Source organism: Stenotrophomonas sp. 62841_Sma (assembly GCF_056482945.1).
The window spans coordinates 1,864,160-1,879,010 of sequence record NZ_CM151224.1; the positions used below are offsets into that span (position 1 = coordinate 1,864,160).

Genomic DNA, 14,851 nt, shown 5'->3' on the forward strand with positions numbered 1-14,851 from the left:
CAGCCTAGCAGACGGCGTCTGCGTGCAACGCCTTCACCGCCGCTGGCTATCATGTCCGCCTTCCACAACGAAGGCAGTGCCTGTGTCGGTAGCGTTGGTATGGTTCCGCTGTGATCTGCGGCTGCAGGACAATCCGGCCCTGCAGGCCGCGCTGGATGCCGGTCACGACGTGGTGCCGATCTACATCCATGCGCCCCACGAAGAGGGTGAGTGGGTGCCGGGTGCCGCCTCCGATGCGTGGCGCCACCGTTCACTGGCCGCGTTGGATGCGGACCTGCTCACTCGGGGTTCCTCGCTGGTGCTGCGCAGCGGTGACAGCCTGCCGGCCCTGCAGTTGCTGATCGTGCAGACCGGCGCCGAGGCGGTGTACTGGAACCGCAAGTACGAACCGGCCACCCAGCCACGCGACGCCACCATCAAGCGCACGCTGCGCGAGCAGGGCATCGACGCACAGAGCTGCAATGGCAGCCTGCTGTTCGAGCCGTGGGACATCGCCACCCAGCAGGGCCAGCCCTATAAGGTATTCACGCCGTACTGGCGCAATGTACTCAGTCATTGGCGCCTGCCCGCGCTGCAGGCCGCACCGGAAGCATTGGCGACGCACGCGGTCGACAGCCTGGCATTGGATGATCTCCAGTTGGCACCGACGCTGGACTGGGATACCGGCTTCTGGGAGCACTGGCAGCCGGGTGAAGCCGGTGCGCTGGAAGCGCTGTCCGTGTTCGAGGACGGTGCGCTGCGCGGCTACCGCGAGCAGCGTGACCTGCCAGATCGCGTGGGCACCTCGCGGATGTCGCCGCACCTGCATTTCGGCGAGATCGCACCCTGGCGGATTGCCCATGCGCTGGAAGGGCTGCGTAGTGCCGGTACCGACGCCGACATCGACGGCTATCTGCGCCAGCTCGGCTGGCGTGATTTCGCCTATCACCTGCTGCATCACTTCCCGAAGACGCCGACCGACAACCTCAACCCGCGCTTTGACCGTTTCCCGTGGGCCACACCGAGTGCCGCGCAGCTGCACGACTGGCAGCGAGGCAACACCGGCGTGCCGATCGTCGATGCAGGACTGCGCGAGCTGTGGCACACCGGCTACATGCACAACCGGGTGCGGATGATCGTGGCCAGTTACCTGTGCAAGCACCTGCGCGCGCACTGGCTGCATGGCGCACGCTGGTTCTGGGACACCCTGGTCGATGCCGATCTGGCCAACAACACGATGGGCTGGCAGTGGGTGGCCGGGACCGGTGCCGATGCCGCGCCTTACTTCCGCGTGTTCAACCCGGTCACCCAGGCCGAGAAGTTCGACCCCCAGGCCCGCTACATCAGCCGCTGGGTGCCCGAACTGGCCGCGCTGCCGGTGAAGGCGCGCTTCGCGCCGTGGCAGCATCCGCTGCTGCTGGCCGCGCATGCCCCGGGCTATCCGCGTACGCCGCTGGTGGACCTGGCCGCGGGCCGCGACGCCGCATTGGCGGCTTACCGCCAGTCGGGGGCGGGGTAAAGGGCGACCTGAGCGATCTGGTCAGTTAGCTGAACGCGGCCCTGTCGGTGTGCCCGATCATCATTCCGGCATCGCATCGGGCTGTTTATTCTCTTTGCGCCCGCAGGCCGCCGGCCGACCGGAAACCAAGGAGAACCTCATGATCCGCAACACCACCCGCAACGTCGCACTGGCCCTGATGAGTGCGGCCGTCCTGTCGGCCTGCGCCACCGGCGGCTCCTACGTACAGAGTGACCAGTACGGCAACCCGACCGAGCAGCAGAACCGCACCGGCCGCAACGCGCTGATCGGCACCGCCATCGGCGTAGCCGCCGGCCTGCTGACCGGTGACAGCGCCACGGAGCGCCGCCAGCATGCGCTGATCGGCGCCGGTATCGGCGCGCTCAGCGGCGCCGCGGTAGGCCAGTACCAGGATCGCCAGGAACGCGCACTGCGCGAGCGCACTGCCAACACCGGGATTGATGTGCAGCGGCAGGGCGACAACATCATGCTGAACCTGCCGGACGGCATCACCTTCGACTTCGGCAAGGCGACCCTGAAGCCGCAGTTCTACGGCTCGCTCAATGGCGTGGCAGGCACCCTGCGTGACTACAACCAGACCATGATCGAAGTGGTCGGCCACACCGACAGCATCGGCAGTGACGCGGTCAACAACCGCCTGTCGAAGGAACGTGCCGACTCGGTCGCGCAGTACCTGATCGGGCAGGGCGTGCAGAGCGTGCGCATCGAAACCCTGGGCGCCGGCAAGTCGTACCCGATTGCCGACAACAGCACCGATGCCGGCCGCGCCAAGAACCGCCGCGTCGAGATTCGCGTGATTCCCCTGAAGCAGTAACGCGTAGCGTTACGGTTCCGGCGTAGCCGGAACGAAAATGCCGCCCTTGCAGGCGGCATTTTCTGTAGGTGCCGAGCTTGCTCGGCACACCGATAGCGCTTCCGGTTGCGGCTTCTCCGAACGGCGCCGACCAAGGTCGGCATCTACCGAAAGCCACGCTGCCGGAATGAAAATGCCGCCCTTGCAGGCGGCATTTTCTGTAGGTGCCGAGCGTTGCTCGGCACACCGATAGCGCTCCCGGTCGCGGTTTCTCCGAACGGCGCCGACCAAGGTCGTCATCTACCGAAAGCCACGTAGCCGGAACGAAAATGCCGCCCTTGCAGGCGGCATTTTCTGTAGGTGCCGAGCTTGCTCGGCACGCCGATAGCGCCCGTAGAGTCGAGCTTGCTCGACTGAAGCGCAAGAGCAGTCGAGCATGCTCGACTCTACGGAATGCCGGTAGATCCACGCCATGCGTGGATGCTTCCGGTCATGCGGCCGAAGCGGCCACCTTCTCCAGGATCCGCTTGCCGCTGCTTTCCAGCGCCGCGTCTTCCTTTTCCTTCTGCTGCTGCGCCAGCTTCGCGCCCGGGCACTGCGCCAGCATGTAATTGGCGTCGAAGTTGAGCTTCTCGACCAGGAAGTCGACGAATGCACGCACCTTCGGCGAGACCAGGCGGCCACCGGCGAACACGGCGTTGAAGTCCACTTCCGGCCCGGTCCAGCCAGCCAGCACGCGGCGCACCATTCCCGACTCGACGAACGGCTTGGCCATCACATCGCCGGTCAGCAGCAGGCCTTCGCCGCACACCAATGCACCATTCAACGCAGACATGTCGTTGGCGGTCATCAGCGGGGTGACCGGGAAGTCACGCAGCTCGCCGCCGTTCTCGCCCAGCTGCCAGGTGAAGCGCGGCGAGTTGCCGGTGTGGTACGGCTTGCGCATCGCCAGGATGCGATGGAACTGCAGCTCTTCCGGGTGCAGCGGCTCACCATAGCGTTCGATGTAGGCCGGGCTGGCGAACACCTGCGTGCGCAGGCTGCCCAGCTTGCGTGCCACCAGGTTGGAATCGGGCAGGGCACCCACGCGCAGGGCCAGGTCCGCCTCACCTGCAATCAGGTCCAGCTTCTCGTTGCCCATGTGCATGTCCAAGCGGATCTCTGGATACTGCGCATGGAACTGGCCCAGCAGCGGCGCAATCCAGGTGATGCCGATCGAGTAGGGCACAGTGAAGCGCAGCCAGCCGCGCGGACCGGACTGCAGCTGGCTCACCGCGCTCTCGGCTTCTTCCAGTTCGCGCGCGATGCGCTGGCAATGTTCGTGGTAGATCGAACCCGCTTCGGTCAGGCCGAGGCGGCGGGTGGTCCGGTGCAGCAGGCGCGCACCGAGGCGCGTTTCCAGCTCCTGCACTTTGCGGCTGACCGTGGTCTTGGGCAGGCCGAGCGATTTGGCAGCGGCAATGAAACTGCCTTGCTCGACCACTTTGACGAAGATCAGCGTCTCGTTGAGATCGTGGGACATGGTCTGGGATCCTGGACGTCGGGGATGGGACAATCGTGACAGAACGATTGGACCGGGAGCGGGATGATTATTCCCCTTAATCAGGACTAATCAAGTAAAGGTTTGAGGTCTATCGTGGCGCCATTCGTTATTTGGAGCCCGTCCGCCATGAGCCTGCGCAACATTCTTGCCCGTCTCCGGAACGCCGGCCAGAGCACCCTGGACCTGGCAATGACCGTTGAAGTCCGCCCGAGTTCCTTGGTACACAAGGACTTCCGTGAGTTTACCGCGCCGATGCGTCAGCAGCGTGGCGGTGCCATCCGCCTGGCCCCGCACAAGGGCGACCGGCTGCGTCGAATCGGGACTATCCCGGATTTGGGAGGAAATGTCCCGTGAATGGGATGCTGACGCCCGAAGTCCTGGTCCTCGGCGGCACCGGTGCCGTCGGCCAGGGCGTGGTTGGCGCACTGCTGGAAGCCGGCAGCCCGGTGCTGGTGGTCGGTCGCGACCCGGGCCGGCTGGCGGCGCTGCATGAGCAGTTCGCCGATGAGCCGGGCCTGGAGACGCTGCTGGGTTCGCTCAGCGATGACGGCTCGGCGCGCGCACTGGCCGAACGCATCGCGCATCGCCCGCGTCCGCTGGCGGCAGTGATCGCCGCAATGGGCGGCCCTTACCGTCGCGGCCGGGTGACTGACCGCAACGGCGATGAACTGCTGGGCGCGATGCAGGCCGATCTGATGCCGCACGTGCACGCAGTGCGTCATCTGCTGCCGCTGCTGCAGGACAACGTGCATGCGCGTCGCTACGTGATGATCGGCAGCCCGGCCAATGCCAAGCCATGGGCGGGCTACGGCGAAACCTCGATCACCACTGCGGCGCTGCGTATGTACGCGCAGGTGGTGCACCAGGAAGCCCAGGCATTGGGCGTGCGCGCGCAGATGCTGGAAGTCTGCAGCCCGGTGTGTACGCCGGCCAACGCGGCCAATGCCTGCATCGAGTGGCCCAGCTCACTGCTGGTCGGCCGTCGCGTGGTCTCCCTGCTCGACGGCTGCCGCGACAACCGCGCCATCGTCCGCTGCGACAGCAGTGATGCCGAACTGCCGCGCGGCCTGCTGCACCTGGACGTTCCTCCCCTGTGGCGCGATACCGCAGGCGTCGCTTGACCTCGACCATGGTTGAGGTCGCAGGATACGCCGCCTGTTTTTGCAACACGCTCTCATCTAGCTGTACCACCCCTCCGTACGGATGCATGCCATGACTTCCCCCAATTCCACCCCACATCGTTTCGGCCATCGCATCGCGATGGTTGGCGTGTCGATCCTCGCCGCAGCCGTGTTGGCGGCCTGCAGCGGCGGCCACGCCGAAGAAGCCGGTGCACCGCCGCCGCCGCAGGTCAGTGCTGCACCGGTGCTGGTCAAGCAGGTCAGCCAGTGGGACGAGTTCAGCGGCCGCGTCGAAGCGGTACAGAGCGTTGAACTGCGCCCGCGCGTGTCCGGCTACATCGACAAGGTCAACTACGTCGAAGGCCAGGAAGTGAAGAAGGGCGAAGTGCTCTTCACCATCGACGCGCGCAGTTACCAGGCCGAGTACGATCGCGCCGCTGCCGAACTGGCCCGCGCCCGCACCCAGGCCACGCTGGCCCGCAGTGAATCCGAGCGTGCCAAGCGCTTGTCCGAGCAGCAGGCCATTTCCACCGAGACGGCCGAGCAGCGTCGCGCTGCGGCTGACCAGTCCGGTGCCGCCGTACAGGCGGCGCAGGCTGCGCTGGATGCGGCCCGCCTCAACCTGGAGTTCACCAAGGTGCGTGCGCCGATCGACGGCCGTGCCGGCCGCGCGATGGTCACCGCCGGCAACCTGGTCACCGCCGGCGACAGCGCCAGCGTGCTGACCACGCTGGTCTCGCTGGACACCGTGTTCGTCTACTTCGATGCCGATGAAAGCACTTTCCTTCGCTATGCACAGATGGCACGCAAGGGTGAACGCCCGAGCGAGCGTGACAGCGATCTGCCGGTGAAGGTCGGCCTGTCCGGCGAAGAGGGTTACCCGCATTCGGGCAAGGTCGACTTCCTCGACAACCAGGTGGCACGCAGCACCGGCACCATCCGCGTCCGCGCGCTGCTGGACAACGCCGATCGCCAGTTCACGCCGGGCCTGTTCGCCCGCGTGCAGCTGCTCGGCAGCGGCCAGTTCCAGGCCCTGCTGATCGACGAGAAGGCTGTTCTGACCGACCAGGATCGCAAGTACGTGTACGTGGTCGACAAGGATGGCAAGGCCCAGCGCCGTGACATCCAGCTCGGCCGCACCGCCGACGGCCTGCGTATTGTCGAGCACGGCCTGGCCGCCGGCGACAAGGTGATCATCGACGGCGTGCAGAAGGTCTTCATGCCGGGCATGCCGGTGCAGGCCAAGGCCGTGGCGATGCAGCCGCAGGCTGCGCCACCGGCACCGGGCCGCGATGCCACCGCCGCGCTGAACCACTGATCCGCCGTCTCCTGATCCGCGTCCCCGCTTAGCTGCCGGCGCCAGCAGCAGCCTTCCCTGCCTTCGTCATCTCGGCGAGGGGCGGGGAGGCTGTTGCCCGCCGAATGCCTTTCCCAGGAATTCCTCCATGGACTTTTCCCGTTTCTTCATCGACAGGCCGATCTTCGCGGCGGTGCTGTCGATCGTGATCTTCGCCGCAGGCCTGATCACGATTCCAATCCTGCCGATCAGCGAGTACCCGGAAGTGGTGCCGCCGTCGGTGGTCGTGCGCACGGTGTATCCGGGCGCCAACCCCAAGGTCATTGCCGAGACCGTCGCCACGCCGCTTGAAGAGGCGATCAACGGCGTCGAAGGCATGATGTACCTGAAGTCGGTCGCCGGCTCGGACGGTGTGCTGCAGATGACCGTCACCTTCCGCCCGGGCACCGACCCGGATGCGGCGGCGGTGAAGGTGCAGAACCGCGTGGCGCAGGCGCAGGCGCGCCTGCCCGAGGACGTGCGCCGGCAGGGCGTGACCACGCAGAAGCAGTCACCGACCTTCCTGATGGTGGTGCACCTGACCTCGCCGAACGGCAAGTACGACACCCTGTACCTGCGCAACTACGCCCGTCTGCACGTCAAGGATGCGCTGGCACGTATTCCGGGCGTGGGTGACGCGCAGATCTTCGGTGGTGGTGACTACGCCATGCGCGCCTGGCTGGACCCGGACAAGGTCGCCTCGCGCGGCCTGACCGCCAGTGACGTAGTGCGCGCCATGCGTGAGCAGAACGTGCAGGTCTCGGCCGGCCAGCTCGGCGCCGAACCGCTGCCGAACAGCCAGTTCCTGACCCTGATCAATGCCCAGGGCCGCTTGAAGACTGAAAAGGAATTCGGCGACATCGTGCTCAAGAGCGGTGTTGATGGCGAGATCGTGCGCCTGGCCGATGTGGCCCGCCTGGAACTGGGTGCCGGTGACTACACCCTGCGTTCGCAGCTGGACGGCAAGAACGCGGTGGGTATCGGTATCTTCCAGTCGCCGGGTGCCAATGCACTGGAGATCCGTGACCAGGTCATCTCGACGATGGACGAGATGCAGAAGACCATGCCGGCCGACGTGAAGTACGAAGCCGTGTATGACACCACCATCTTCGTGCGCGACTCGATCAAGGCCGTGGTCTCCACGCTGCTGGAAGCCATCGCGCTGGTGGTGCTGGTGGTGATCCTGTTCCTGCAGACCTGGCGTGCGTCGATCATTCCGCTGATCGCGGTGCCGGTGTCGGTGGTCGGTACTTTCGCCGCGCTGTACCTGCTGGGCTTCTCGATCAACACGCTGAGCCTGTTCGGCCTGGTGCTGGCGATCGGCATCGTGGTCGATGACGCGATCGTGGTGGTGGAGAACGTCGAGCGCAACATCGAAGAAGGCCTGTCGCCCACCGCCGCGGCCCACCAGGCCATGCGTGAGGTGTCCGGCCCGATCATCGCGATCGCGCTGGTGCTGTGTGCCGTGTTCGTGCCGATGGCCTTCCTGTCGGGTGTCACCGGCCAGTTCTACAAGCAGTTCGCGGTCACCATCGCCATCTCCACGGTGATCTCGGCAATCAACTCGCTGACCCTGTCGCCGGCCCTGGCTGCGCGCCTGCTGAAGGCCCATGGTGCGCCGAAGGACGGCCCGAGCCGCTTGATCGACCGCCTGTTCGGCTGGGTGTTCCGTCCGTTCAACCGCTTCTTCAAGTCCAGTTCGGAGAAGTACGAGCGTGGCGTGGCCCGCATCCTCGGCCGTCGTGGTGCGGTGTTCGTGGTCTACGCGATCCTGCTGGTCGGTACCGGTGTGATCTTCAAGCTGGTGCCGCCGGGCTTCATCCCGACCCAGGACAAACTGTACCTGATTGCCGGTGTGAAGCTGCCGGAAGGTTCGTCGATCGCGCGTACCGATGAAATGCTGCGCAAGGTCGCCAAGATCGCCCAGGAAACCGATGGCGTGGCCCACACCATCTCGTTCCCGGGTTTGAACGCGCTGCAGTTCACCAACACGCCGAACACCGGTGTGGCGTTCATTCCGCTCAAGCCGTTCGCCGAGCGCCATGGCCGTACCGCCGCGCAGATCAACGCCGAGATCAACCAGAAGATCGCCGGTCTGCAGGAAGGCTTCGCCTTCTCGATGATGCCGCCGCCGATCCTCGGCCTGGGCAACGGCAACGGCTACCAGATGTTCATCGAGGACCGTGGCAACCTGGGTTACGGCGCGCTGCAGAATGCTGTACAGGCAATGCAGGGCACCGTTGCGCAGACGCCGGGCATGGCCTTCCCGATTTCCAGCTACCAGGCCAATGTGCCGCAGCTGGATGCCGAGGTCGACCGCGTCAAGGCCAAGGCACAGGGCGTGCAGCTCACCGAACTGTTCGACACGCTGCAGACCTACCTCGGCTCGGCCTACGTCAACGACTTCAACCAGTTCGGCCGTACCTGGCAGGTCATCGCGCAGGCGGACGGTCCGTACCGCGAAACGGTCGAGGACATCGGCAAGCTGCGTACCCGCAATGACCGCGGCGAGATGGTGCCGATCGGTTCGATGGTCACCATCAAGCAGACCTTCGGCCCGGACCCGGTGCTGCGCTTCAATGGCTATCCGGCGGCGGATCTGGCCGGTGAAGCCGACCCGCGCCTGCTGTCTTCGGCCGAGGCGATGAACAAGCTGACCGAGATCGCCGGCAAGGTGCTGCCGGTGGGCATGACCACCGAATGGACCGACCTGAGCTACCAGCAGGCAACCCAGGGCAAGGCCGCCTTCATCGTGTTCCCGGTGGCGATCATGCTGGCCTTCCTGGTGCTGGCCGCGCTGTACGAGAGCTGGTCGCTGCCGCTGGCGGTGATCCTGATCGTGCCGATGACCCTGCTGTCCGCGCTGTCCGCGCTGTTCGGCGTGTGGCTGACCGGTGGTGACAACAACGTGTTCGTGCAGGTCGGCCTGGTGGTGCTGATGGGCCTGGCGTGCAAGAACGCGATCCTGATCGTCGAATTTGCCAGAGAGCTGGAGATGGGCGGCAAGGGTATCGTTGAAGCTGCGCTGGAAGCCTGCCGCCTGCGCCTGCGCCCGATCGTGATGACCTCCATCGCGTTCATCGCCGGCACCGTACCGCTGGTGCTGTCGCACGGTGCAGGTGCCGAGGTGCGCTCGGTGACCGGTATCACCGTGTTCGCCGGCATGCTGGGCGTGACCCTGTTCGGCCTGTTCCTCACCCCGGTGTTCTACGTGGCCCTGCGCAAGTTCGTCACCCGCAACGGTGGTGGCCAGCTGGTGCAGCACGGCGAGCCGACCATCCACCACTGACATGGAACCCCGCCGCCGCCGGTCGCTGGCCGGCGGCGGCTTCCCCCTCACGAGGCAAGAATCCATGAACTCTCATCAGAACAAGATCGCGCTGGTCACCGGCGCCACCCGCGGCATCGGCGCCGAGACCGTGCGCCAGCTGGCCCAGGCCGGCGTGCATACGCTGCTGGCCGGCCGCAAGCGCGAGACCGCCGTAGAGCAGGCGCTGAAGCTGCAGGCCGAGGGCCTGCCGGTGGAAGCCATCCAGCTGGACGTGACCGATGCAGCCAGCATCGCCGAAGCGGTCGAGCAGGTACGCCAGCGCCATGGGCGCCTGGACATCCTGGTCAACAACGCCGGCATCATGATCGAGAACCCGGCGCAAGCGCCGTCCGAACAGTCGCTGGATACCTGGAAGCGCACTTTCGACACCAACGTGTACGCACTGGTTGCGGTGACCCAGGCCTTCCTGCCACTGGTCAGGCAGGCCAAGTCCGGGCGCATCGTCAACGTTTCGAGCATGCTCGGCTCGCAGACCCTGCACGCTGATCCGACCTCGGGCATCTACGATTTCAAGATCCCCGCGTACAACGCCTCCAAGGCAGCGGTGAACAGCTGGACGCTGGCACTGGCGCATGAACTGCGCAGCACCCAGATCAAGGTCAATACCGTGCATCCGGGTTACGTGAAAACCGATATGAACGGCGGCCACGGCGAGATCGAGATCAGCGAAGGCGCGCGCTCCAGCGTGCAGATGGCACTGATCGGCCATGAAGGTCCGAACGGCAGCTTCACCTACCTGGGTGAGGTGCTGCCATGGTGATCCGCACGTTGGCGATGGCTGTCTCCAGCCTGGTGCTGGCAGGCTGTGTCAGCGTCGGCCCGAACTACAAGGCGCCGGTGCAGGATCCGGTGGTGCTGCAGGGTGCGCAGCAACCGGTGTTCAGCACCACCTCGCCGGTGGCCAGCTGGTGGGCGCAGTTCGATGATCCGGTGCTGGAAGAGCTGGTTCACGGCGCACTTTCGGACAACCTGGACCTGCGCGTGGCCGTGGCCCGCGTCAGCCAGGCCCGCGCGGTGTTCGTCGAAAGCCGCTTCGACCAGGCGCCCCACGTTACCGCGGGCGGCAGCTACGATCGCCGCAAGCAACCCGATCCGCAGCTGGGTGGGCAGCGGGTGTTCAGTGAAAGCTACCAGCTCGGCTTCGATGCGGGCTGGGAGCTGGATCTGTTCGGCCGCAAGCGCCGTGCTGCAGAAGCCGCGCGTGCCGACCTCGACGCCGAGCAGGCCAACCTGGCCGACGCACAGGTACTGATCGCCGCCGAAGTGGCACGCAACTACTTCGAGCTGCGCGGCACACAGAAGCGCATCGCCGTGGCCCAGCACACCCTGGTCAATCTGCGCGAGACGCAGAAGCTGACCGAGGCACGCTGGGAGCTGGGCGCCGGCAGCGAGCTGGACGTGCAGAGCAGTCGTGCGCGGCTGAAGGCGATCGAGGCCGACATTCCGCTGCTGGAAGTGGCCGAAACGCAGTCGCGCAACCGCCTGGCGGTTCTGCTGGGCCAGCGTCCGGAAACGCTGACCGCCATGCTTGCGCCGCACGAAGTGCCGGCATTCGCCAAGGCGCTGCCGCTGGGCGATACCCGCGAGCTGCTGCGCCAACGCGCCGACGTGCGCGTGGCCGAGCGTCGTCTTGCCGCCGCTACCGCGCGGGTGGGCGTGGCCACGGCCGATCTGTTCCCGCGGCTGTCGCTGTCCGGATTCGTCGGCTTCCTCGGTGGCGATGCCAGTGGCCTGGTCAATGGCAACAACAAGGCCTGGTCGCTGACGCCGTCGCTGAGCTGGGCGGCCTTCGATTTCGGCACCGTGCGTGCACGCCTGCGTGCCAGCAAGGCCGAGGCCGAAGGCGTGGCAGCACAGTATGAGCAGACGGTGCTGCTGGCACTGGAAGACACCGAGAACGCGCTGACCCGCTATTCCAAGCAGCAGGCGCGGCTGGCGATCGTGGTCGAGCAGGCGCAGGCGGCACGCCGTGCCGAGTCGCTGGCGCAGATCCGCTATCGCGAGGGCTCGGAGGACTTCCTGACCCTGCTCGATGCACAGCGTACGCAGCTGGCAGCCGATGATGCGTTGGCCGCGGCCGAGTCCGAGGTCAACGTCAGCGTGGTGGGGGTGTACAAGGCGCTGGGTGGTTGGGGTCAATCACCGCAGCCGGCGAGTGTGGCGCAGGTGCAGTAACCGCAGGGGACGGAAGCAGTGGCTTCCGTCCCTTTCTTCTTTCAGGGCCAGCGATTGGCCGGTACCTCGCGCTCGCGCATGCGCACGATGCAGAAGCGATGGCCGGTCGGTGCTTCCATCACCCACCAGCGTTTGACGAAGCCTATCCGCCGCGCGCCGAGCTTCTCCAGGCGGTCGGCCTCGGCGTCGATGTCGTCACTCTCGATGTCCAGGTGCACCCGTGAAGGGTGATTGACGCGTTGCACCTCCACGTTCAGGCCTGCGGGCGCGCCCTGCAGGTCGGCGTACTCGGCGCCGTCTTCGGCATAGGCGGGCTGCGCCTGCAGGCCGAGCGCGGCGGACCAGAAGCGGGCACCTTCGTCGGCGGGAATGCCCTCGCAATCGATGATGAAACCGGCCAGGCGGCTCTGGTGTGCCATGCCTTTCTCCACAGTTCGGGAACGGGGGCAGGGTAGCGCGGTGTGTGCTGTGGACGTTGTCACAGTCGTGACGTTTCTGACTCTGCCGGAAGCCGTGTCCGCCGTGTAACTAGTGGGGCAGATTCCAGGGAGTAAAGACGATGAGTGATGACAGGCGGGATACCCAGCGCATGCTGTTTGGCGACCCGGGGCCACCCGGCGCGGGCCTTTCGGTGGCGGTCGTTGTGCTGCTGGTGCTGGCGACGATGGCCGCTGCGATCGGTTTCCTGCGACTGCCTGATCCGATGCTGGGGCTGGGCCTGATCGGCGTTGCCGTGTTCCTTGCTGTCGGCGCCCGCATCTGCCAGGCGCGCAACCAGCACCTGGCGTTGTACCGGCTGTTGTCGCGGCAGCCGCGGTAGCCACGGCGGCCGCGGAGATTCAGTGCTTCGGCCAGTCCAGCTCGACCACCAGCGGGAAGTGATCCGACGGCAGCACGCCGTCGAAGCGGCGGTCATCGGTGAGGAAACTGCGGGCATGGAAGCCGCGCACCAGCACCCAGTCCAGCTGCACGGTGGCCTTGCCGGTGAAGTCGTGGAAGGTCAGGCGTGGTCCCTGCGGTGCATTCACCTGCGTGCGTGTGTCCTGCAGCAGGCGGGTGAATGCCTTGTAGGTGTCACCGCCGGGCTCGCTGTTGAAGTCACCGGTCAGGACCACCGGCAGGTCGGCAGGCAGGGCTTGCAGGCGCTTGCCGATCAGCTCGGCACCCTTCACCCTGCGCGGTTCGTCCTCGTCGCGGTAGGGCAGGTGGGTATTCATGAAGTAGAAACGGCGGCCATCGTCCAGGCGCCGGAACAGGGCCCAGGTGACCATGCGCGGGTACAGGTTGCCCCAGGTGATGCTGCCGGGTACTTCTGGCGTATCGGATAACCAGAAGTTGCCGGATTCCTCGATGGCCAGCACCTTGCTGTCGTAGAACACGCCCATGTGTTCATCGCCGCTGCCACCGCGGCGGCCTTCACCGAACCAGCGGTAGCCGGGCAGATGCCCGGACAGGAAGTCGGCCTGTTCCTTCACCAGCTCCTGCGTGCCAATCACGGCCGGGTGTGCATCGAGGATGACCTTGACCATGGCATCGCGACGGTCCGGCCAGCGCTTGCCCGGTTCGGTATCGGCCGGGGTACGGACATTGAACGACATCACTTTCAGTGGCGCCGGCGCAGCAGCCCAGGCGACGGCAGGCAGAGCAAGCGCCAGCAGCGCATACAGCGCAGGGCGACGGAAACGCGACAACATCGTGGAATCCCTCCATTCCATGAAAACGGTTTCATGAAGCATGCCATGGACGGTGGGGTCGGCGATATGCCGGGATGGGCGGATGGAAGATGCCGGGCGGGAGGTGAAGGTCCCGCCCGGCGGATCGCGCGGGCGCGATCAGGAGGTCATGGGTGCTTAGTCTGCGGGCAGGTACCACTGGCCATTCTGGTCAATCCAGTACACCTGGATGTAGGGAGTGCCGTCCTCGTCGAAGTACGTCACTTCCGAGCGGCAGCTGCTGCATGCGCGCCGGCCCGGCGGGCGGCCCGGCGCAGTCCCCTGCCGGCTCAGTCGCGCAGGTAAGGGTTGCCGTACTCGTCGATCCAGTACTCGGCTTCGTACACGTTGCCGAACTCATCGGTGTAGGTTTCCGTGCAGTGCTGGTGGACCCGGTTGTGGTCCACTTTCACCGGCACGCACGAAACATTTTCTTTCGGTCCCCCGGCATTGGCGTCCGCCACCGGAGCCAGGGTTGCCGTTGCCATCACCAACGCGGCCATCGCGGCCAGTTGCAGTTTCATAAGCATCGTCCTTGCTTTCTGCAATCGCGCACATGCGCATGGCGTGTGTAACACGCGAACCAGAGCGCCGGAAGTGTCTTGCCCGGATCAGTCCTCGATCTCGCCGCGCCGACTGGCAGCACGCACCGCCTGCGCGGTGGTTGCCACGCCCAGGCGCTGGCGCGCGCGTCGCAGATGATTCTCCACCGTACGGGCGGAAAGCCCCAGCGTGGCCGCGATTTCCGCTTGGCGACGGCCGGCGGCGACCCAGCGCAGCACCTCGCGTTCGCGCGTGCTCAACGCACTTCCGGAAAGCTCGGTGGGCGTCTCGGAAAGCCGGCGTGCGGCACGGAATGCTGCAGCTGCAGCAGCATCCAGCAGCAGTCGCGCGCTGGCCGATGCATCGATCGCTGTCCCGGCAAAACTGATCGCGCCTTCCAGCCCTGTGGTGCCGAACACCGGCACCTGCAGACCGTGCAGGCCTTCACCACGTGGCTGCTTTACCACCTGATAGCGCTCGCCGCGAACGCCCTGGCGCTTGCTCCAGAAGAACGGCGCGTCACTGTCCAGAACGTGGCGATTGACCGGACAGGCGTGCAGGTAGCGCGCGAGGTCGGTAGTGCTGCCGTCGCCGAACCAGTCGCCCTCGATCCAGTACACGCGCTGGGTACCGCGTTCCAACCCCGTGCCGGTGGCGAACACCAGCACGCGGTCGTAGCCCAGCGGTGCAGAGATGCCGCGTAGTACCGCGCCCACCGCACTCAGTGAGCGGGCGCGTTCCAGTTCCAGCAACGCCTGCACCAGATCGCTCACGCCAG

General features: G+C 66.0%; 14 protein-coding genes. 9 read left to right on the top strand and 5 right to left on the bottom strand.

Features of this window, described 5'->3' with window-relative positions; genetic code table 11:
• Positions 1 to 82 precede the first annotated feature (82 nt).
• Together ACZK5G_RS08820 and ACZK5G_RS08825 are read left to right on the top strand one after the other, a co-directional pair.
• Positions 83 to 1,498 (top strand): cryptochrome/photolyase family protein, encoded by a 1,416-nt coding sequence (locus tag ACZK5G_RS08820; RefSeq protein ID WP_478466058.1) that lies wholly within the window; start codon positions 83 to 85, stop codon positions 1,496 to 1,498.
• Between the two features lie 139 nt (positions 1,499 to 1,637).
• Positions 1,638 to 2,333: a YiaD family glycine zipper/OmpA-like lipoprotein gene (locus ACZK5G_RS08825; protein ID WP_008267948.1), complete on the top strand. Its 696-nt coding sequence runs from the start codon at positions 1,638 to 1,640 to the stop codon at positions 2,331 to 2,333.
• Positions 2,334 to 2,802: 469 nt separating this feature from the next.
• Here the strand turns inward: ACZK5G_RS08825 and ACZK5G_RS08830 are convergent, their stop codons facing one another.
• Positions 2,803 to 3,834, bottom strand: coding sequence for a LysR family transcriptional regulator (locus ACZK5G_RS08830; protein WP_005409107.1), 1,032 nt, complete (start codon positions 3,832 to 3,834; stop codon positions 2,803 to 2,805).
• Between the two features lie 147 nt (positions 3,835 to 3,981).
• On the opposite strand from ACZK5G_RS08830, the gene ACZK5G_RS08835 reads away from it, so the two are divergent.
• The 6 genes from ACZK5G_RS08835 (at position 3,982) to ACZK5G_RS08860 (ending at position 11,818) form a co-directional block, all read left to right on the top strand.
• Positions 3,982 to 4,209 (top strand): hypothetical protein, encoded by a 228-nt coding sequence (locus tag ACZK5G_RS08835; protein WP_032128321.1) that lies wholly within the window; start codon positions 3,982 to 3,984, stop codon positions 4,207 to 4,209.
• On the top strand, positions 4,206 to 4,976 hold the full coding sequence (locus tag ACZK5G_RS08840; protein WP_049400332.1) for an SDR family NAD(P)-dependent oxidoreductase: 771 nt from the start codon (positions 4,206 to 4,208) through the stop codon (positions 4,974 to 4,976). The genes ACZK5G_RS08835 and ACZK5G_RS08840 overlap by 4 nt, the downstream gene beginning before the upstream one ends.
• A gap of 91 nt (positions 4,977 to 5,067) precedes the next feature.
• Positions 5,068 to 6,294: an efflux RND transporter periplasmic adaptor subunit gene (locus tag ACZK5G_RS08845; protein ID WP_032128263.1), complete on the top strand. Its 1,227-nt coding sequence runs from the start codon at positions 5,068 to 5,070 to the stop codon at positions 6,292 to 6,294.
• Between the two features lie 127 nt (positions 6,295 to 6,421).
• On the top strand, positions 6,422 to 9,601 hold the full coding sequence (locus tag ACZK5G_RS08850) for an efflux RND transporter permease subunit (protein WP_478466059.1): 3,180 nt from the start codon (positions 6,422 to 6,424) through the stop codon (positions 9,599 to 9,601).
• A 64-nt stretch (positions 9,602 to 9,665) separates the two neighbouring features.
• A complete protein-coding gene (locus ACZK5G_RS08855; protein WP_012510730.1) occupies positions 9,666 to 10,403 on the top strand; it encodes an SDR family oxidoreductase in 738 nt (245 codons plus the stop codon).
• A complete protein-coding gene (locus ACZK5G_RS08860; protein WP_121503706.1) occupies positions 10,397 to 11,818 on the top strand; it encodes an efflux transporter outer membrane subunit in 1,422 nt (473 codons plus the stop codon). Before ACZK5G_RS08855 ends, ACZK5G_RS08860 begins: the two co-directional genes overlap by 7 nt.
• Positions 11,819 to 11,859: 41 nt before the next feature.
• Here ACZK5G_RS08860 and ACZK5G_RS08865 read toward each other — a convergent pair whose 3' ends face one another.
• On the bottom strand, positions 11,860 to 12,237 hold the full coding sequence (locus ACZK5G_RS08865) for a VOC family protein (protein WP_154263208.1): 378 nt from the start codon (positions 12,235 to 12,237) through the stop codon (positions 11,860 to 11,862).
• Positions 12,238 to 12,377: 140 nt separating this feature from the next.
• Between ACZK5G_RS08865 and ACZK5G_RS08870 the strand changes: the two genes are divergently transcribed.
• Positions 12,378 to 12,638: a hypothetical protein gene (locus tag ACZK5G_RS08870; RefSeq protein ID WP_180844920.1), complete on the top strand. Its 261-nt coding sequence runs from the start codon at positions 12,378 to 12,380 to the stop codon at positions 12,636 to 12,638.
• 19 nt (positions 12,639 to 12,657) lie between these two features.
• Here the strand turns inward: ACZK5G_RS08870 and ACZK5G_RS08875 are convergent, their stop codons facing one another.
• From ACZK5G_RS08875 to ACZK5G_RS08885, 3 genes are all read right to left on the bottom strand, one after another.
• Complete coding sequence (locus ACZK5G_RS08875; protein WP_478466060.1) at positions 12,658 to 13,512, bottom strand: endonuclease/exonuclease/phosphatase family protein; 855 nt, start codon at positions 13,510 to 13,512, stop codon at positions 12,658 to 12,660.
• 308 nt (positions 13,513 to 13,820) lie between these two features.
• Complete coding sequence (locus ACZK5G_RS08880) at positions 13,821 to 14,054, bottom strand: hypothetical protein (protein ID WP_032128272.1); 234 nt, start codon at positions 14,052 to 14,054, stop codon at positions 13,821 to 13,823.
• An 87-nt stretch (positions 14,055 to 14,141) separates the two neighbouring features.
• Positions 14,142 to 14,846 carry a PA1136 family autoinducer-binding transcriptional regulator gene (locus ACZK5G_RS08885; RefSeq protein WP_049423583.1) on the bottom strand — a complete coding sequence of 235 codons (705 nt, stop codon included), beginning with the start codon at positions 14,844 to 14,846 and terminating at the stop codon, positions 14,142 to 14,144.
• Positions 14,847 to 14,851: the final 5 nt, after the last annotated feature.